This is a genomic window from Halosimplex halobium (assembly GCF_051414055.1).
Classification (GTDB): Archaea; Halobacteriota; Halobacteria; order Halobacteriales; family Haloarculaceae; genus Halosimplex; species Halosimplex halobium.
The window spans coordinates 70615-88191 of the sequence record NZ_JBLKNX010000021.1; the positions used below are offsets into that span (position 1 = coordinate 70615).

General features: G+C 71.4%; 19 protein-coding genes. 14 read left to right on the forward strand and 5 right to left on the reverse strand.

Going from position 1 to position 17577, the window contains the following annotated elements; translation table 11 throughout:
* Window positions 1-139: 139 nt before the first annotated feature.
* The 11 genes from ACMGFG_RS20255 to ACMGFG_RS20305 all read left to right on the forward strand — a co-directional run bounded on the left by ACMGFG_RS20255 (window position 140) and on the right by ACMGFG_RS20305 (window position 10569).
* Window positions 140-1180, forward strand: a complete 1041-nt coding sequence (locus ACMGFG_RS20255; RefSeq protein ID WP_436932118.1) for a monovalent cation/H+ antiporter subunit E — start codon at window positions 140-142, stop codon at window positions 1178-1180.
* The gene (locus ACMGFG_RS20260) at window positions 1177-1452 is read left to right on the forward strand and encodes a cation:proton antiporter (protein WP_135362663.1); all 276 of its coding nucleotides are present in this window, start codon (window positions 1177-1179) and stop codon (window positions 1450-1452) included. Before ACMGFG_RS20255 ends, ACMGFG_RS20260 begins: the two co-directional genes overlap by 4 nt.
* Entirely contained in the window at window positions 1452-1766 is a 315-nt protein-coding gene (gene mnhG / locus ACMGFG_RS20265) for a monovalent cation/H(+) antiporter subunit G (protein WP_436932119.1), read from the forward strand. The genes ACMGFG_RS20260 and mnhG overlap by 1 nt, the downstream gene beginning before the upstream one ends.
* The gene (locus ACMGFG_RS20270) at window positions 1763-2299 is read left to right on the forward strand and encodes a DUF4040 domain-containing protein (protein WP_436932120.1); all 537 of its coding nucleotides are present in this window, start codon (window positions 1763-1765) and stop codon (window positions 2297-2299) included. Before mnhG ends, ACMGFG_RS20270 begins: the two co-directional genes overlap by 4 nt.
* The gene (locus tag ACMGFG_RS20275) at window positions 2296-2790 is read left to right on the forward strand and encodes an MnhB domain-containing protein (RefSeq protein WP_436932121.1); all 495 of its coding nucleotides are present in this window, start codon (window positions 2296-2298) and stop codon (window positions 2788-2790) included. Before ACMGFG_RS20270 ends, ACMGFG_RS20275 begins: the two co-directional genes overlap by 4 nt.
* On the forward strand, window positions 2787-3143 hold the full coding sequence (locus ACMGFG_RS20280; RefSeq protein ID WP_436932122.1) for a cation:proton antiporter subunit C: 357 nt from the start codon (window positions 2787-2789) through the stop codon (window positions 3141-3143). Before ACMGFG_RS20275 ends, ACMGFG_RS20280 begins: the two co-directional genes overlap by 4 nt.
* Window positions 3136-4701, forward strand: coding sequence for a monovalent cation/H+ antiporter subunit D family protein (locus ACMGFG_RS20285; protein WP_436932123.1), 1566 nt, complete (start codon window positions 3136-3138; stop codon window positions 4699-4701). Before ACMGFG_RS20280 ends, ACMGFG_RS20285 begins: the two co-directional genes overlap by 8 nt.
* Window positions 4698-6470, forward strand: a complete 1773-nt coding sequence (locus ACMGFG_RS20290) for a cation:proton antiporter (RefSeq protein ID WP_436932124.1) — start codon at window positions 4698-4700, stop codon at window positions 6468-6470. The genes ACMGFG_RS20285 and ACMGFG_RS20290 overlap by 4 nt, the downstream gene beginning before the upstream one ends.
* On the forward strand, window positions 6470-8230 hold the full coding sequence (locus ACMGFG_RS20295) for a Na(+)/H(+) antiporter subunit D (protein ID WP_436932125.1): 1761 nt from the start codon (window positions 6470-6472) through the stop codon (window positions 8228-8230). The genes ACMGFG_RS20290 and ACMGFG_RS20295 overlap by 1 nt, the downstream gene beginning before the upstream one ends.
* 118 nt (window positions 8231-8348) lie before the next feature.
* The gene (locus ACMGFG_RS20300; RefSeq protein ID WP_436932126.1) at window positions 8349-9116 is read left to right on the forward strand and encodes an SAM-dependent methyltransferase; all 768 of its coding nucleotides are present in this window, start codon (window positions 8349-8351) and stop codon (window positions 9114-9116) included.
* 121 nt (window positions 9117-9237) lie between these two features.
* Window positions 9238-10569, forward strand: a complete 1332-nt coding sequence (locus ACMGFG_RS20305) for a glycosyltransferase 87 family protein (RefSeq protein ID WP_436932127.1) — start codon at window positions 9238-9240, stop codon at window positions 10567-10569.
* Between the two features lie 31 nt (window positions 10570-10600).
* Here ACMGFG_RS20305 and coaBC read toward each other — a convergent pair whose 3' ends face one another.
* From coaBC to trpB, 3 genes are all read right to left on the reverse strand, one after another.
* Complete coding sequence (gene coaBC / locus ACMGFG_RS20310; protein ID WP_436932128.1) at window positions 10601-11758, reverse strand: bifunctional phosphopantothenoylcysteine decarboxylase/phosphopantothenate--cysteine ligase CoaBC; 1158 nt, start codon at window positions 11756-11758, stop codon at window positions 10601-10603.
* 301 nt (window positions 11759-12059) lie between these two features.
* Entirely contained in the window at window positions 12060-12845 is a 786-nt protein-coding gene (locus ACMGFG_RS20315) for an NAD(P)/FAD-dependent oxidoreductase (RefSeq protein WP_436932129.1), read from the reverse strand.
* Window positions 12846-12971: 126 nt separating this feature from the next.
* A complete protein-coding gene (gene trpB / locus ACMGFG_RS20320; RefSeq protein WP_436932130.1) occupies window positions 12972-14129 on the reverse strand; it encodes a tryptophan synthase subunit beta in 1158 nt (385 codons plus the stop codon).
* A 189-nt stretch (window positions 14130-14318) separates the two neighbouring features.
* Between trpB and ACMGFG_RS20325 the strand changes: the two genes are divergently transcribed.
* The 3 genes from ACMGFG_RS20325 (at window position 14319) to ACMGFG_RS20335 (ending at window position 15934) form a co-directional block, all read left to right on the forward strand.
* Entirely contained in the window at window positions 14319-14741 is a 423-nt protein-coding gene (locus tag ACMGFG_RS20325) for a universal stress protein (protein ID WP_436932131.1), read from the forward strand.
* A 98-nt stretch (window positions 14742-14839) separates the two neighbouring features.
* Window positions 14840-15304 carry a DUF5518 domain-containing protein gene (locus ACMGFG_RS20330; RefSeq protein ID WP_436932132.1) on the forward strand — a complete coding sequence of 155 codons (465 nt, stop codon included), beginning with the start codon at window positions 14840-14842 and terminating at the stop codon, window positions 15302-15304.
* Between the two features lie 99 nt (window positions 15305-15403).
* Window positions 15404-15934, forward strand: a complete 531-nt coding sequence (locus tag ACMGFG_RS20335) for a type II toxin-antitoxin system RatA family toxin (protein WP_436932133.1) — start codon at window positions 15404-15406, stop codon at window positions 15932-15934.
* A 30-nt stretch (window positions 15935-15964) separates the two neighbouring features.
* Here the strand turns inward: ACMGFG_RS20335 and ACMGFG_RS20340 are convergent, their stop codons facing one another.
* On the reverse strand, window positions 15965-16618 hold the full coding sequence (locus ACMGFG_RS20340) for a plastocyanin/azurin family copper-binding protein (RefSeq protein WP_436932134.1): 654 nt from the start codon (window positions 16616-16618) through the stop codon (window positions 15965-15967).
* A 126-nt stretch (window positions 16619-16744) separates the two neighbouring features.
* Complete coding sequence (locus ACMGFG_RS20345) at window positions 16745-17428, reverse strand: halocyanin domain-containing protein (protein ID WP_436932135.1); 684 nt, start codon at window positions 17426-17428, stop codon at window positions 16745-16747.
* Window positions 17429-17577 lie beyond the last annotated feature (149 nt).

The following is a 17577-nucleotide window of genomic DNA, read 5'->3' on the forward strand; positions in this document are numbered from 1 at the left end:
CGGACGGAGACCGGACAGATCGACGCGCTGTCGGGGGAGAAAGAAATCCTTTAACGAGTTCCGGATAAGAACCAACCGAACGATTGATGCCAGCTATCTTCGTCCGAACGGCGCCGGTCCAGCCGGGAGGGTCGGCCCAGTGAGCGGAGCCCGCCTGCTCGTGCCGGTCTCGGAGTCGCCGACGCTCCGGAACACCGTCGCGTACGCGGTGGGGGAGGCGCTCGACGCCGCCGACGCGACGGGCGACCGCGCCGCGGTCCACTTCGTCTACCCGGTCTCCGAGCGGCTGACCATCGGCGAGGACTCCCGCGAGACCGAACGGGCCCGCGAGCTCCTGGAGAAGGTGACCGTCTGGGCGGAGGAGGACCTGGGCGACGACGCCGGGACGGTGGCGGTCGAGACCGACCTCGTCGGGACCGGCGAGTACCTGTTCAGCCCGGGCGACTACGCCGAGGTGCTGACCAGCTACGCGGACGGCCACGACCTCGACCGCGCGGTGTTCGACCCGGAGTTCAACCCCCTGGGGACGACGCCGCTGCTCCCGCCGCTGGAGGGCGAGGTGCGCCGGGCCGGCCTCGACGTCGAGGAGGCGCCGGTCCAGCGCCAGCGGCGGAGCCCGCTGCTGGTCAAACGCGGGACTGTCGCGCAGTTCTTCGCGCTGTTCGGGGTCTCCTTCCTCTTCTATCTGCTGCTGGCCGGGTCGGTAGTGACGTTCGAGCTCGTCACGGGCGCTATCTCGGCCGGGATCGTCGCGGTCGCGCTGTGGGGCGTCTCGCTGACCGCGCCGGTCGAGCCCGTCCGGACGGTCCAGCGGCTCGCGCGGTTGTTGCTGTACGTACCGTATCTGCTCTGGGAGATCGCCCTGGCGAACCTCAGTATCGCCTACGTCGTGCTCCACCCGTCGCTGCCGATCGACCCGAAGATGGTCGAGTTCGACGCCGCGGTGTGGTCGCCGCTGTCGGTCACGACGCTGGCCAACAGCATCACGCTCACGCCGGGGACGCTGACCGTCGACGTGTCGCGCCGGCACTTCACCGTCCACACGCTGACGCGGGACGCCCGCGAGGACCTGTTCGGCGGGTCGCTGGAGCGGGCGGTCCGGTTCGTCTTCTACGGGCGGGCCGGCGCGCGCATCCCATCGCCGCGGGAGCGCTCGACGGAGGAGGGTGAGGAGTCGTGACCCTCGTCGAGAACGTCCTGCTGGGGGCCGCCGCCGCGTTCGTCCTCACGTCGCTGGTCGCGCTCTACCGGATCGTCGACGGGCCCACGATGCCCGACCGCGTCATCGCGGTCAACGTCATCGGGTCGAACGTCGTCATCGTCATCGCGCTGCTGGCGGCCGCGATCGGCGAACCCGGCGCGCTCGACATCGCGCTGGTGTACGCGCTGCTGAACTTCCTGCTGAGCATCGCCATCTCGAAGTTCACCGTCGAGCGCGGGGGGGTGCTCTGATGACGCCCCGCGAGATCGCGGTGCTGGTCCTGGCCGCCGGCGGCGTGTTCTTCGCGCTGGTCGCCGCCGTCGGGCTGGTGCGGCTGCCGGACCTGTACACCCGCGCCCACAGCACCTCCAAGAGCGAGACGCTCGGCGCCGTGCTGACGCTCTCGGCGGTCGCGGTCTCCTTCGGCACGACCATGTCGACGGTGAAGGCGGTGCTCCTGCTCGTATTCATGTTCATCACGAACCCGACCGCCGCCCACGCGATCACGCGGGCGGCCGCCGAACAGGGGATCGAACCGTGGACGGAGGAGGACGACGGACAATGACCGGGCTGCTCGAGGTCGGACTCGTGGTCTTCGTGCTGGGCTGTGCCGTCGCGACGGCCATGCTCCGTGACGTGCTCGGGTCGATCATCGCCTTCGGGGCGTACAGCCTCGGCATCGCAGTCATCTGGGTGTTCCTGCGGGCGCCCGACGTTGGCCTCACGGAGGCCGCGGTCGGCGCCGGGATCATGACGATCCTCCTGCTTCTGACCATCGCGAAGACCGTCCGGCCGTCCGACGACGAGGTCCTGGAGTCGGTGGACCTCCGGGCGCTGGCCGTCTCGGTCGCGCTCGTCGCGGCCCTGTCGACGACGCTCGTCGCGCTCCCGGCGGTCGGGTCGGCCGACTCCGCGGTCGCGACCGACAACGTGACCGAGTACTACCTCGACAACGCCTACGAGGAGACCCAGGTGCAGAACGCGGTGACGGCCGTGCTCGCGGCCTACCGAGGGTTCGACACGCTCGGCGAAGCGGTCGTCGTCTACTCGGCGGGGATCGGCCTGCTGGTCGTCCTCGACAGGGAGGTGCTCGGATGAGCGACGCCGAGGAGACCACGCTCGGGACCGAGTCCCCGGCCGAGAGCGGGGAGGGGCTCTACGTCGAGAGCCCGATCATCATGACCACCGTTCGGGTGATCACGCCGTTCGTCTTCACGCTCGGGCTGTTCGTGATGTTCCACGGCGCCGACTCCTCCGGCGGCGGGTTCCAGGGCGGCGTCATCGTCGGGACGGTCGTGCTCATGCTCGGGATCGCCTTCGGCATCGAGACGACCCGCGAGTGGGTCGGCCCGCGCCTCGCGGTCGCGCTCGTCGGGCTCGGCGTGCTCGCCTTCCTCCTGATCGGGCTCGGGTCGGTCGCGCTCGGCGGGGACTTCCTGGAGTACGAGGTCTACGGCATCTACCACGCCACCAAGTACGGCATCGAGCTCGTCGAGCTGGCGATCGGGCTGGTCGTCTCCGGGATCGTAACCGGCCTCTTTTTCGTCATCGCCGCGGGAGTGGCCGACGACGGGAGTGATCTCGCATGATAGACCTCCTCGCCGACCGCCTCTACTACGTCGTCTCGTTCCTGCTGCTGGGCGTCGGGACGTACATGCTGATCGGCAACCGCAACGTCGTAAAGAAGGTGATCGGGATGAACGTCTTCCAGACCGGCATCTTCCTGTTTTTCATCACGTCGGCGTTCGTGACCGGCGCGAGCCCGCCGCTGCTCACCGCGCCCGCGCCGCGCGTGAGCCCGCTCCCCCACGTCCTCATCCTCACGGCCATCGTCGTCGGGGTGAGCCTCACGGCGGTCGCGCTCGGGCTCGTCGTCCGCGTCTACGAGGCGTACGGCACGCTCGACGAGGACGCCATCAGGCGGGTGAGCCACGATGAGTGACCTGCCCGCCCTCGTCGTCGCGCTCCCGATCCTGGGGTCGGTCGCGGTGCTGCTCGCCGGGCTCGTCCGCCCGCGGACCGGCTGGCCGATCACCGTCCTCGCCGCGGTCGGGCAGGTCGTCGCGGTCGGAGCGCTGGCGACCCGCGCGTTCGGCGACGACCCGGTCCGCTACGTCGTCGGCGGGTTCACCGCCCCCTTCGGGATCGAACTCGTCGTCGACGGGCTGTCGGCCTCGATGGCGCTGCTCGTCGCGGTCGTCTCCGTCGGCGTCCTCGCGTACGCCCGGACCGCGGGTCCGCGGTCGAACCCGTTCTACGCGACCTACCTCCTGCTGGTCGCCGGCCTGACGGGCATGAGCATCACCGGGGACGTGTTCAACATGTACGTCTTCCTGGAGATCACGGGGCTGACCGCCTACGCCCTGGTCGCCAGCGGCGAAGGCGGCCGCTCGGCGCTGGCGGCGCTGAAGTACCTGCTCGTCGGGACCGTCGGCGCGTCGCTGTTCCTGCTCGGGATCGGCTACGCCTACATCGCGACCGGGACGCTCAACATGGCCGACCTGTCGGCCCAGCTAGCCGAGGTGGGTTACACGGACCCGCTCGTGCAGGCCGCGTTCGGCCTGCTCGTCGTCGGCCTGTTCGTCAAGGTGGCGGTCTTCCCGGTCCACACCTGGCAGCCGACCGCCTACGCCGGCGCGCCCGACTCCGTGAGCGCGTTCATCTCGGCGCTGGTCTCGACGGTCGCCGCCTACGCGCTGATCCGGATCGTCTTCACCGTCTTCACCGTCGACTTCCTCGCCGCGAACGGCTTCGCACAGACCCTGCTGGCCGCGGCGGCCGTCGTCAGCATCGTCGCCGGGAGCGTCCTCGCGGTGACCCAGACCGAGATCAAGCGGATGCTCGCCTACTCGTCGGTGTCGCAGTTCGGGCTCGTCCTCGCGGCGATCGCCGTCGCGAACGGGACCGCGCTGACGGGCGCGGCGATCCACCTCGTCGGTCACGGTATCATGAAGGGCGGCCTGTTCCTGACGAGCGGGCTGGTCGCGACCGAGACGGGCGCCCGGACGGTCGACGGCTACGAGGGCCTGGCCGAGCGGCTGCCCGCCGGCGCGGGGGCGTTCGGCGTCCTCGCGCTCGCGATGGTCGGCGTCCCGCCCGCCGTCGGCTTCGTCGGCAAGTGGTACGTCGCCCTGGGCGCCGTCGAGGCCGAGGCCTGGCCGCTCGCGGTCGTCATCTTCGCGAGCACGCTGCTCACGCTCGCGTACTTCGCCCGGATCGTCGAGCGGATGTACTTCCGCGAGGCGCCCGCGGCCGACGCGAACGTCGAACCGGCCGGCGCCGAGCGCGGGACCCGGACGGCCGTCGCCACCGACGGCACCGGACAGCCGAGTGACGAGACCGGTTCGTCCCCGACCGGTGACGCGCTCGCCGGGGCGCGCGTCTCCCTCGGGATGCGCGCGACGGTCGTCGCCGCGGCCGTCCTGGCTATCGTCCTCGGCGTCGCCGCGTTCCAGTACGGACAGCTCCTCGAACCGACCATCGAACGGCTCCTGTCATGACGGAACTCACATCGCTCAGACCGGTCGCCGCAGTGCTCGTATCGGCAGTCGCCATCGTCCCGATCCTCGCCTCGCGCGGGCGGCCCAACCTCCGCGAGGCCTGGACGGTGCTGGCGGCGCTCGCCAAGCTGGGGATCGTCGCCAGCATGGTGCCGGGCGTGCTCGCCGGCGACACCTACGTCACCGATTTCGGCACGTTCGTCCCCGGGGTCCAGTTCGTCCTCCGCGCGGACTCGCTGGGGATCCTCTTCGCCCTGCTGGCGAGCCTGCTGTGGCTCGTGACCAGCTTCTACAGCATGGGCTACATGCGCGGGCTCGACGAACACAGCCAGACGCGCTACTTCGCGGCGTTCGCCGGCAGCCTCGCGTCGGCGATCGGCATCGCCTTCGCCGGTAACCTGCTCGTGCTGTTCGTCTTCTACGAGCTGCTGACGGTCGCGACCTACCCGCTGGTCGCCCACGACGAGACCGACGAGGCCCGCGCGGCCGGTCGGAAGTACCTCACCTACACCTTCGGCGGCGGCGTCGCCGTCCTCGCGGGCGCGGTGCTGGTCTACTGGGTCACCGGCACGACCGCCTTCGCCGCCGGCGGGATCGCCGACCTGGCGACGGCCGACCCGCTCGTCGCCCGCGCCGCCTTCGCCCTGCTGATCACCGGCTTCGGCGTCAAGGCCGCGCTCATGCCGATCCACTCGTGGCTGCCCGACGCGATGGTCGCGCCGACGCCCGTCTCCGGCCTGTTGCACGCGGTCGCCGTCGTCAAGTCCGGCGTGTTCGGCATCGCGCGCGTCGTGCTCGACGTGTTCGGGCCGGACCTGATGGCCGAGCTCGGCGTGGGGACGATTCTGGCGGCCATCGCCGCGTTCACGCTCGTCACCTCCAGCGTGATCGCGCTGCGCCAGGACAACCTCAAGCGCCGGCTGGCCTACTCGACGGTGAGCCAGCTGTCGTACATCGTCCTCGGGCTGGCGGTGTTGCACCCGATGTCGCTGGTCGGCGGCCTCCTGCACATCCCCGCCCACGCGTTCATGAAGCTCACCCTGTTCTTCTGCGCGGGGGCGATCCACGTCGAGACCCACACCGACGACATCAGCAACATGGCGGGCATCGGAAAGCGGATGCCGCTGACGATGACGGCCTTCGGCGTCGCCGCCCTGGGGATGGCCGGCATCCCGCTGGTCGCCGGGTTCGTCAGCAAGTACTTCCTGCTCATCGGGACGGTCTCGGCCGGCGACGTGGTATTCACGCTCGCGCTGCTCGTCTCGGGCGTGCTCAACATCGCGTACTTCTGGCCGGTCGTCTACGCCGCCTTCTTCGAGTCGCCCGGCGAACAGGACCCCAAACCCCTCGTCGAGGCCGTCCTCGGGGGCCGCTTCGGCGAGCCCGACGTGGCCGCCGACGGCGGGAAGCCGGACGACGACCCCGACGGCGAGCCGGCTGACGACGGCCCCGACGAGGAGTCGGACGGTCCTGCCGACGACCACGACCACGGCCACGCCGACGACCACGGCTACGCCGACGACCACGAGGGCCAGGGGCCGCTCGACGACGCCGAGGCCGCGGCCCAGATCCAGCCGGAACACGGCCCCGACGACAGCCTCGCGTGGGAGCACCGCCGGTGGACCGGCGAGGAGTCGACCTGGCTGATGCTCGGGCCCATCCTGTTCGCCGCGACCGGCTCCGTCGTCCTCGGAATCGTCCCCGACGCGGCTGTCTTCCTGCGGATCGTCAGGCTCGTCGTCTCCGGCGTGACGGGGGTGAGCGTCTGATGGTCGACCCCCTCGTCCCGCCGTTCCTCCCCGTCGCCGTCGCGGCGCTGCTGTTGCCGTTCCTCGGCCGGAAGCTCGGCCACGCGCTGGGCGCCCTCGCGTCGGCCGCGGTCGTCCCCTACGTCTGGCTGACCGACGCGGGGACCCACTGGGAGGTGTCGCTGTTCGGCTTCCGGGCGGTGCTGTACAACGTCGACGAGTTCTCGACGCTGATGGGCCTGATCTTCGGGTTCATCGCCGCCGCGGCGGTGGTCTACTCCTACTACAGCGAGGCCGACTCGCTCCAGACCGCCTTCGCGCTGAGCTACGTCGCCGCCAGCCTCGGCGCCGTCTTCGGCGGCGACTGGCTGTCGCTGATCTTCTTCTGGGAGCTGATGGCCGTGACCAGCACGCTGCTGGTCTGGCACTACGGCGGCCGGGCGGTCCGCGCGGGCTTCCGCTACGCGCTGCTGCACGGCGTCGGCGGGACGCTCCTGCTCGGGGCCGTGATCTGGCACTACGTCGAAGTCGGATCCTTCCTCTTCTCGGCCGCCGAGGGCGGCATGGCCGGGGAGGTCGCGCCCCTGCTCGCGGCGGTCGGCATCGGCGTCAACGTCGGGTTCGTCGGCCTGCACGCCTGGCTGCCCGACACCTACCCGCGCCCGCACGTCGCCGCCAGCGTCTTCCTCTGCGTGTTCACCACGAAGACCGGCGTCTACGGCATGTACCGCGCGTTCCCGGAGGGCCACGTCGCGGTCGCCTACATGGGCGGTATCATGGCCGTCTTCGGCGCGACCTTCGCACTGTTCCAGAACGACATGCGCCGCCTGCTGTCCTATCACATCCAGTCGCAGGTCGGCTACATGGTCGCCGGCGTCGGCATCGGTACCGCGCTCGGCCAGGCCGGCGCGATGGCCCACGTGTTCAACCACATCCTCTACAAGGGACTGCTCTTCATGACCGCCGGGGTCGTGATCTACCGGACCGGCAAGGAGAGCCTGAAGAAACTCGGCGGACTCGGCCGCGAGATGCCGATCACCGCCGTCTCGTTCGCCGTCGCGGCGCTGTCGATCGCCGGCTTCCCCGGGTTCAACGGCTTCGTCAGCAAGGGGATCGTCATCTCCGCGAGCCACTACGAGTTCCCGGCGGGCCCGCTCGCGGTCGGCGACTTCCACACGCTGGAACTGCTCCTCCTGATCGGTGGCGTCGGCACCTTCCTCTCCTTTATCAAGTTCGGCTACTACGCGTTCCTCCACGGCGAGTACGACGGCAGCGTCCCCGACGCAAACCGGGGCCAGACCGTGGCGATGGTCACCGTCGCCGCGCTCTGTGTCTTCTACGGGCTCTTCGACGGCGCGCTGTTCGCGATCCTCCCCTTCGACGTGACCAGCGACGCGGCCGTCGGCCACGTCTACGAGACCTACACGGTCGGCCACGTCGTCGAGGGCGTCGCGCTGGCCGCGATCGGCCTCGTCGGGTTCGTCCTCATCAAGAAGCCGCTGTCGAAGGTGGGCCGGGTCCCCGACATCGACAGCCTGTACAACCCCGCGGCGCTGTACGGCACCCGCGCGCTCGTCGTCGGCGTCACGGAGCTGTACGCCGCGGCCGACCGCGCCGTCGTCGGCCTCGCCCAGCGCTCGGTCGCCGTGACCACGCAACCGCGGGAGGCCATCGCGGGGTCGACCGGCGAGGCGCCCGACTCCCTGCGGGCGGGCATCGGCACCAGTGTCGTGCTCGTGGCGCTGGTCGCCATCGCCGTCCTCTTCGTCCTGATCGTCTGACCCCCGGTCCCGTCCCTGCTCGGGACCGCCCGACCGAAGTGACCGCCCGTCTTCCCGGCCCCGTCACAGGCTCGCACACCGCCGCGTCGCTTTTCACACCGGCCGTCGACCCGCCGGTATGACTCACTGGACCGAATCGGTCTACCGCGAGAACCCCGACGTGTTCCGCCGGCACCTGGAGGACCGCGTCGACGACGCCGCCGAGGAGACCGAGGCCCTGCTCGCACTGCTGGCCGAGCACGGGATCGAACCGGCGTCGGCGCTGGACGTGGCCTGCGGCATCGGCCGCCACGCGGTCGAACTCGGCGACCGCGGCGTCCCTGTCCATGGGATCGACATCTCCGAGTCGTACCTCGGCCGGGCGCGCGAGCGGGTCGCCGAACGCGGCCTCGACGAGACGGTGACCCTCGAACGCGCAGACATGCGCGACCTCGGCGAGCGAACGGACGAGTACGACCTCCTGGTCAACCTCTGGACCTCCTTCGGCTACTACGACGAGGCGACGAACCGCGAGATCCTGACCGGCATGGCGGAGCGCACTGCCGAGGGCGGGGCGCTCGTCCTCGAACTCGTCAACCGCGAGGGCGTGCTGGCCGACTTCCGGCCCGCCGCCGTCCCCGAGGACGACGACGCCCTCGTCGTCGAATCAGCCGAGTACGACCCCGAAACGGCGCGGATGGAGACGACCAGGCGCGTGTTCGTCGAGACCGACGACGGGTACGACTACGAGGGCGAGATGGTCTACGACGTGCGGCTGTACGCGCCCGCCGAACTCGCGGCGCTGTGTCGCGACGCCGGCTTCGGGTCGGTCTCGCTGTACGCCGACCTCGACGGCGACCCCCTCGAACGGGAGTCGACGCGGCTGGTCGTCGTCGCCGAGCCCTGACCGCGGGCTGACCCCCGAACGGACTGCCGCTTGCCACCGCCGAGATCGCCCGATTGCGGAGGTTCAAAGAGGCGTTTGATAGCAGGGAAGACACTCATACTGGACGACAGTACCGGCGAGTATGTCCCTGCTGCAGCGGCTGTGGGCGCGCCGCCGCGAGCGCCCGGCGCTGGTCGCTTTCGCCGCCCTCCTGCTGGCGTCGCTGCTGGCCTACCCCGCGGTCGACTGGTGGCTCCGGGCGACCACCGAGTTCGCGTCGAATTTCCGGTTCGGCGACTTCGGCGCCTACACCGGCGCCGTCGACCGCTGGGGGGCCGGCGAGCCGCTCTACCGGCGGACCGACGACGGCGGGTTCTGGGGGACGTACCTCTACCCGCCCGTGGTGGTCCTGCTGTTCTGGCCGTTCGAGGCCCTGCTGGCCTTCCGCGACGGGGCGATAGCCTGGCTGCTCGCGAGTGGCATCTTCCTGTGGACCGGCCTCCAGGCGCTTGTCGCGGCGCTGGGCTACGACCTCCGGTGGTCCGAGCGACTCGGACTGGCCTGGCTGATCGCGGGGTTCCACCCCGCTCTCCTGACCGCGAAACTCGGCCAGGCGGCGCTGTTCATGGGCGGGCTGCTCGCCGTCGCCGGGGCCGCGCTGGTCCGGGACGGCCGCTCGCGGCGCCCGACGGACGAACCCACCGACGCCGGCCTGTGGGACCGTCCGCTCGCGCTGCTCGCCGGCGCCGCCACCGCCGTCGTCGGGGTCGTCAAGTTCGCCTACGCGCCCGTCGGCGGGCACCTCCTCCACGACCGGCGGCGGCTGGTCGGCGCCCTCCTCGTGGTCCCGCCGGTCGCCTGGCTCTCGGTCCGGTTTTTCGGGATCGGCGCGCACCTGACCTACCTCGACGTGCTCCGCTGGGGCGTCTCCCAGGGGGGCGACGGCGCCCGCTCGCCGACGCTGTGGCTCGCGCCGTACTACAAGCCGCTGGCGTGGGTCCTCGCCGCGCAGGCGCTCCGGGTCGTCGCCTCCGCCGGGATCGCCGGCCTCGCCGCCCTCGCGCCGCCGCGCGCGCGCCGGACCGTCTTCGCGCTCGGCGTCGCCGCGTTCCCGCTCGTCACGCCGCAGACCTACACCTACTACTTCGTCGCCCTGCTGCCCGCCGCCGTCGTCCTCCTCGCGGGCGAACTCGACCGGGATGGCTACCCCGAACTCGTCCTGCTGGGCGTGCTCCTGTTGCACGCCCACGCCTACGGGCTGCGCTTTCTGGTCGTCACCCTTCCGAACGCCGTCCCCGCCTTCGAGGCGCTGCGACCCGTCTACCTGCTCCTCCAGCCCGGCCTGTGGGGCAACGCCGTCCTCGTCGGCCTCGCCGCCGTCCGGGTGGTTCAGACCACCGAACTCTCCGAACTCGCCGCGGATCTCCTGCCTGTGGGGAACACGTCGACGGCCGGCGCGGCCGACGGAGACTGAAAAGCACTGGACCGGATGGGGAACGAACCCCTCAGTCCAGTTCCGCGGCGAGTTCGTCGGCGATCCGCGCGCCGAGGGCGGCCTTCTCGCCCTCGAACTCGGTCACGTCGTCGGGCCGGACGAGCAGCGCCCGGGTGCGGTCGGCGGCCATCACGCTCGCGTCGTTGCCGACGACGAAGGCCATCCCCGCCCGCTCCAGCAGCTCGCGGGCCTGCGCGACGACGGCGTCGTCGTCGCCGCCGGTCTCGGCCTTGAACCCGACGATGGGGAGGTCGGGGTGGTCGTCGCGGACGGCGTCGACGAGCTTCGGCGTCGGTTCGAGTTCGAGCGTCAGCGACTCGGCGCCCGAGCGGATCTTCGAGTCCCGGCGCTCGACGGTGTAGTCCGAGATGGCAGCCGCCGAGACGAGCGCGTCGGCGTCGGCGACCGCCTCCCGGGTCGCCGCCACCATCTCCGCGGCCGACTCGACGGGTTCGACGGCGGCGTACGGGCGGTCGTCGCCGTCGTGGACGAGGGTCACGTCGGCGCCGCGGACGTAGCAGGCCCGGGCGACGGCGCGGCCGGTCTTGCCCGACGCGCGGTTCGAGAGCGTGCGGATCGGGTCGACCGACTCCGTGGTGGCGCCGCTGGTGACGACGACGTGCCGGCCCGCGAGCGGGTCGGGCGTCGCCGCGCGGGCGGTCGCCAGCGCGATGGCGTCCTCCGTGGCGATCTTGGCCTTGCCCTCCTCGACGCGCGGGTCGACGAACGCGACCCCCCACGACTCGACGCGGTCGATGGCCGCCAGCACGCCCGGGTGGTCGTACATCGGCTCGTGCATCGCGGGCGCGACGACGACCGGCACGCCCGCACCCAGCGCCGTCGTCGCGCACGTGGTGACCGGCGTGTCGTCGACCGCGGCCGCGATCTTGCCGACGGTGTTGGCCGTCGCCGGCGCGACCAGCAGCACGTCGGCCCACCCCTCGCGGCCGCAGAGCTCGACGTGTTCGACGGCCCCGGTGATCTCGGTGACGACGGCGTTGTCGGTCGCGAACTCCAGCGCCCAGGGGTGGACGATCCCCTCGGCGGCGTCGGTGGTGACCGCCCTGACCGCGGCGCCGCGGCGGCGCAGCTCGTGGGCGAGTTCGACCGTCTTCACCGCGGCGATCGAGCCGGTGACTCCCAGCGCGACGTTGACGCCGTCCAGCATCGCCCGCACCTTGGCCGCGCCGCGACTTATAAGGGCCGGCTCGCGCGCTCGCGAACGGCGGCGGATCGCGGTCCGCGAGTCCCGCCGCTGGGCGAACCGGGCGACGAGAGAGGGGGGAGAGGGTGTCCGATCCGATGGGGGAATGCCTCTGACACCCATCGGATAGTCGGCGGGAGGGACCTATTCAGTGTTCCGTTCGTTCATCGGCCGCGCACGACCGCGAAATCGCGGCTTTGCGCCGCTGTGGGGTCACAGCGGCCGATATTCGCTTCCCCGATTCCGCGCACCGTTCGCGATCCCGTCACTCCTCGTCGGCGACGCTCGGGTGCATGGTCGGCTCGTCGGGGTGGGGGTCGGCGACCGACTCCCGGATCGCCGCGCGGGCCTCGTCCTCGCGGCGGCGCCGCTCGGCCTCGTCGATCTCCTCGCAGCCCGGCGGGACCTCCCGGTCGCGGCCGGTGAAATAGCCCTCCGGGACGACCCAGTCGTGGTAGAAGGGCCGGTCGGAGTCCTCGACGAGCGTGATCGCCACCTGGGCGCCGTGGCCGGCCGCGACGACCGCCTGGTGGTACTGCTTCGCCAGGCGGCCCGCCGCGTAGAGTCCCTCGACCTCCGTCCGTCCCAGGTCGTCGACGCCGACGAACTGCTTGGACCCGCGCTGGACCAGCGACACGTCGAGGTCGTCGAGGTACGACGGATCCGACCACGACGCCGCGACGACGTACGTGGCCGTGAGCGCGTCGCCGTCCGCCAGCGAGACGGTGAAGCCGGCCACCTCGTCGGCCGGACCGAGGTCGCCGTCCTCGGGATACGACGGGTCGGCGGGGTCGAGCGGCGCGACCCGCTCGACGCGGGCGTCGGTGAACCGGACCCCGTTGCGCTTGGCCTGCTCGCGCGTCGAGTCGAGCAGCAGCCGCGGGTTGACGCCGGCGGGGAAGCCGGGGAAGTTCTCCAGGTGGGCGTTGCGCCGGAGGATCGGTTCGCCGGTCGAGACCACCCGGGTGTCGAGGCCCGCGCGGGCCGTGAACAGCGCCGCCGTCAGGCCGGCCAGCCCGCCGCCGACCACGAGCACGTCCTCGTCGGTCATGGGAGTCGGTTCCCCGGGTGTCCGGTTAAGCGATGCGGCCGCGGCTACTCTCGCAGCGCGGCTCCGCGACCTCGTCGACCGGCAGGGAGAGCGGCGATGCGACCGCGATACCCCTCGGACGAACCGTCAGGACAGGTCGAACTGCTCGGCGGCGGTCTCCATGTCCTTGTCGCCGCGCCCGCTGAGATTGACGAGGATCGTCTCGTGGTCGGTCTCCTCGGCGACCCGCTTTGCCATCGCCAGCCCGTGGGCCGTCTCCAGCGCCGGGATGATCCCCTCCTCCTCGCTGAGCGCGCGGAAGGCTTCCAGCGCCTCGTCGTCGGGGATCGCCCGGTACTCGGCGCGCCCCATCTCGCGGAACATGGCGTGTTCGGGGCCGACGCCCGGGTAGTCGAGCCCCGCCGAGACGGAGTGGACCTCGGTGTCGTCGTCGATGACGCGGGTCTTCATCCCGTGGAGCACGTCCTCGCGGCCGTCGTCCAGCGGCGCGGCGTGGCGGCCCGAATCCGCACCCTCCCCGCCGCCCTCGCCGCCGTAGAAGGCAACGTCCTCGTCGCGGAACGCGTGGAAGAGGCCGATGGCGTTCGAGCCGCCGCCGACACACGCGACCGCGGCGTCCGGGAGTTCGCCGACCCGGTCCAGGAACTGCTCGCGGGCCTCGCGGCCGATGACCGACTGGAACTCACGGACCATCCGCGGGAACGGGTCCGGCCCCACCACGGAGCCGACGAGGTAGTGGGTGTCGTCGATGTTCTCGACGAAGTCCTCCAGGGCGGCGTCGACCGCCTCCGAGAGGCCCTGGCCCTCGCGGTCGACCTCGTTGACCTCCGCGCCCATCAGCCGCATCCGGAAGACGTTCATCCGCTGGCGCTCGGCGTCTTTCTTCCCCATGTAGATCTCCGTGTCGAGGTCGAACAGCGCGCCGACCATCGCCGTCGCCGTGCCGTGCTGGCCGGCGCCGGTCTCGGCGATGAGCCGCGACTTGCCGGCCTTCTCCGCGAGCAGCGCCTGCCCGACGGCGTTGTTGATCTTGTGGGCGCCGCCGTGGAGCAGGTCCTCCCGCTTGAGGTAGATCTCCGCGCCGTAGCGCTCGCTGAGGTTCTCCGCGTGGTAGACCGGCGTCGGCCGCCCCGCGTACTCCTCGAGGATCGCGCGGAACTCCGCGCGGAACTGTTCGGTCTGTGCCACCGTCTCGAAGGCGTCGGCCAGTTGCGCCAGCGGCTCCTGCATCGGTTCCGGAACGTGTCGGCCACCGAACTCGCCGAACTCCTCGTTATCGCTCATACCCGCCCCTGTCCACGCTCGCGATAATAGGTCTGTCGGGGTGGCGGCGCGCGGGTCCGTCTGGCCGCAACCGGGCGTCTGTCCGGCCTCACCGGGGTCCGTCGGGTCGGTGGTGTGGGGCCGCGCTCCCGTTCTCAGCGAGGGGGAACGGCCGGAGGCGATTATAGCCTCGGCGGCGAACGGTCGGGTATGCACTACCTCGTCGCGACCGACGGGTCGACAGTCAGCGACCGGGCCGTCGAACACGCCGCCGAGGAAGCGAGCGTCCGGGACGCGGATCTGGAGGTCGTCCACGTGTTGACGCCGGAGACGAAACTGGTCGACGGGGACATCGTCCTGCCGGGCGAGGCCTCGGCCGTCGACCACGCCGAGGGGATCCTCGACGCCGCCGTCGAGACGGCCGCGGCCGCCGCCGAGGGCGACGACGTCCCAATCGAGACGCAGCTGTTGACCGGCCGACCGGCGACCGCGATACCCGAGTACGCCGAGAACGCCGGCGTCGACGCCGTCTTCGTCGGTCACCGCGGCCGCTCCGAGACGCCGGGGGCGGTCGGGAGCGTCGCCAAGAGTGTCATCGACAGGGCGTCGGTCCCCGTGACCGTCACGCGGTGACTGCCGGCGCGGCCGGAAACAGAACATCGGGCCTCAGAGCCCGCAATGGGAACGATCTGGCACATAGGCTTATCGTGTGAGCGAGCGTATACTTCCTCATGGCTACGAGATCCAACTCGTTCGTCGAGCGCCGCGAGGGGGAGTTCTGGGTGAACGCGCTGATCGGCGCGGTCGTGATGGTGGTCCTGTCGTGGATCCCGTTCGCGACGGTGCTGGGTGGCGGCGTCGCGGGCTACCTCCAGCGGGGTACCCGGATGGAGGGCGCCAGGATCGGCGCGGTCTCCGGACTGATCGCCGCCGTGCCCGTCTTCGCGGTACTGGTACTGGTGTTCAGCGTGTTCAGCTTCGGCGCGGTCGTCGGCGGCGAGGCGTTCGGGGCCGCCGTCTTCGTCGCGATCGCCCTGTTCGCGCTCGCGGTCACCGCCGCGGTCGTCGCCGGGACCGGCGCCGTCGGCGGCTACCTCGGCGTCTACCTCCGGGAGCGCACCGACGACGACCCCGACGACCACGGCCCGGCCACCGTCGACCCGACCGTCGAGGTCGACCCCGAGACCGCACCCTGAGCGGCGACCGACTCCGTTTTCCGTTCCCTGCCGTCCGCGCGATCCGTTCGAAGCGCCCGCGTCGCGAGGCTATTAGTACCAGCGGGCCCCAGGGCGGGTGTGGACGAAGTCGAGGTCAGCACGGTCATCCACGTGCCGCCCGCGGAGGCCTACGAGTTCATCGTCGACTTCCCGCGGTACGCCGACTATTCCGAGTACCTCGAGCGAGTCCGTCGCGACGGCGACGGTTCGCCCGGCACGCGCTACGCGCTCCGATTCTCCTGGTGGAAGCTCACCTACACCGCCCACACCGAGGTAGTCGACGCCGACCCGCCCGAACAGCTCGACTGGCGCGTCATCAGGAACATCGACGCCGACGGCCACTGGCGCATCGAGGAGGCGGCCGACGAGGCACCCGACGGGGTCGAGGCGGCCTCCCGGGTCTCGCTGCGCATCGAGTACGACCCCGGCTCGGTCAACGCCGGCAGCATCGACCTCCCGCGGTTCGTCTCGCTGTCGTGGGTCGTCGAGAAGGTCAAGCCGCTGATCCAGAAGGAGGCCGAGCGAGTCGTCGAGCGGATCGTCGCCGACATCGAGGGCCAGCCCCGCGAGGTCGACCTGACGGTCCACACCCGCCCGGACGCGCTGTGAACCGAGGGAAACGGCCGGAACTGTCCCAGTCTACTCGTCGTACTCGCCGTAGTCGCCGCCGTACTTGATGAAGAAGTAGGCGAGCCCGAGCGTCGCGGCCATCCCGAATCCGGTGGCGATGCCCAGCGACTTCGCCGCGGCCGGGACCTCCGGCCGGGAGCCTCCGCCGCCGCCCGTGTCGACCTCCTCGGTCTCGACGTCTTCGCCGACGGCGATGGCACCTTTCATGCCCTGGCCCTCGTGGGGGGCGCAGTTGTACGTGTACATGCCGCCGGTCTCCAGCGTGACCTCGTAGGTCTCGCCCTGTGCGATCGTGGCGAACTGGCCGCCCTCGGTCCCGTCGAGACCGCCGCCGTCGGGCTGTTCGGTCGGCTTGACGTTGTGGCCGGGGGAGGCGAACTCGAAGACGATCGTCGTCCCCGACTCGATCCAGATCTTCGTCGGTGCGAACGAGAAGTTCCCGTCCGGGCCCACCTGGACGGTCACTTCCGACTGGCCCCGCAAGTCCTCGTAGCTGCCGTTGTTCGCGTCGCTCACGTAGGAGGGCCAGACAGGCTTGACGCTGCCGCCACCGCCGCCTTCCTCCTGGGCCGCGGCGGTGCCCGCACCGGCCGCGACTGCCGTGGCGCCTGCACCGGCGCGCAGGAACGCCCGCCGTGACACGTCCGCGCTCTGGTCGCTCATGTCCGGCCGTATGGACCCGCCCGTAGTGAATCCACCGGAACGGCGTCGAACTCACCGCGGGTTCCCCGGCCCGGTTGCACACCCCGCAAGCGGGCGCTCGGAGCTGTCCACGCCCGGTATCGACGGTCATGCCTCCTCGAACTCGCCGTAGTCGCCGCCGTACTTGACGAAGAGGTACGTCAGCCCGAGCGTCGCGGCCATCGCGACGCCGGTGGCGACGCCGAGCGTCCGCGCCGCGTCGGGCACCTGCGGGATCCCGGGGCCGCCCCCGCCGCCACCGCCGGTGTCGACCGTCGGGTAGTCGGTCCCGACGACGACCGCCCCCTTCATCCCCAGCTGGACGTGCGGCTCGCAGACGTACGGGTAGATGCCGTCCTCCTCGAAGGTGTACTCGAAGGGACCGACGCCCTCGCAGCCCGGTTCCCCGGAGTCGAAGACCTCCTCGTCCTCGACGACGTTGTGCGGACAGCCCTCACCGGTCCAGGTCCAGGTGAGCGTCGCGCCGTTCTCGACGTGGACCGCCGGCGGACCGAACCCGAAGGCCCCGCCGTTGGCCTCGGTCCCGACCTGGACCTCCGGGTCCGAGTCGTCGCGCAGGTCGACGACCTCGCCGGTGTAGTTGCCGACGCCCTCGAACCAGCCGTCGAAGTCCGGCTGGCCGCCCCCGCCACCGCCGGCCGCCCCGCCGTCCGCGGTCCCGCCGCCGTCGTCGGTTTCGGTCTCCTGCGCGGCCGCGGCCGCGCTCGCCGCTCCGGCTACGCCCGCGCCGGCGAGCCCGGCCACGAAGCCGCGTCGCGTGGTCCCTCGCATACCCCCGATCGGTCGCCGAGCCGCGTGAGTCCGCGGCTTGCAACGCCAACCGGTCCGGGTCCGACCGCCCGGCCCGGTTCCGGCGGCCCGGCCCGACCGCCGGCCGGTATCGCCGACCGCCGGACGAGACCCCGGACCGCCGGCCGGCG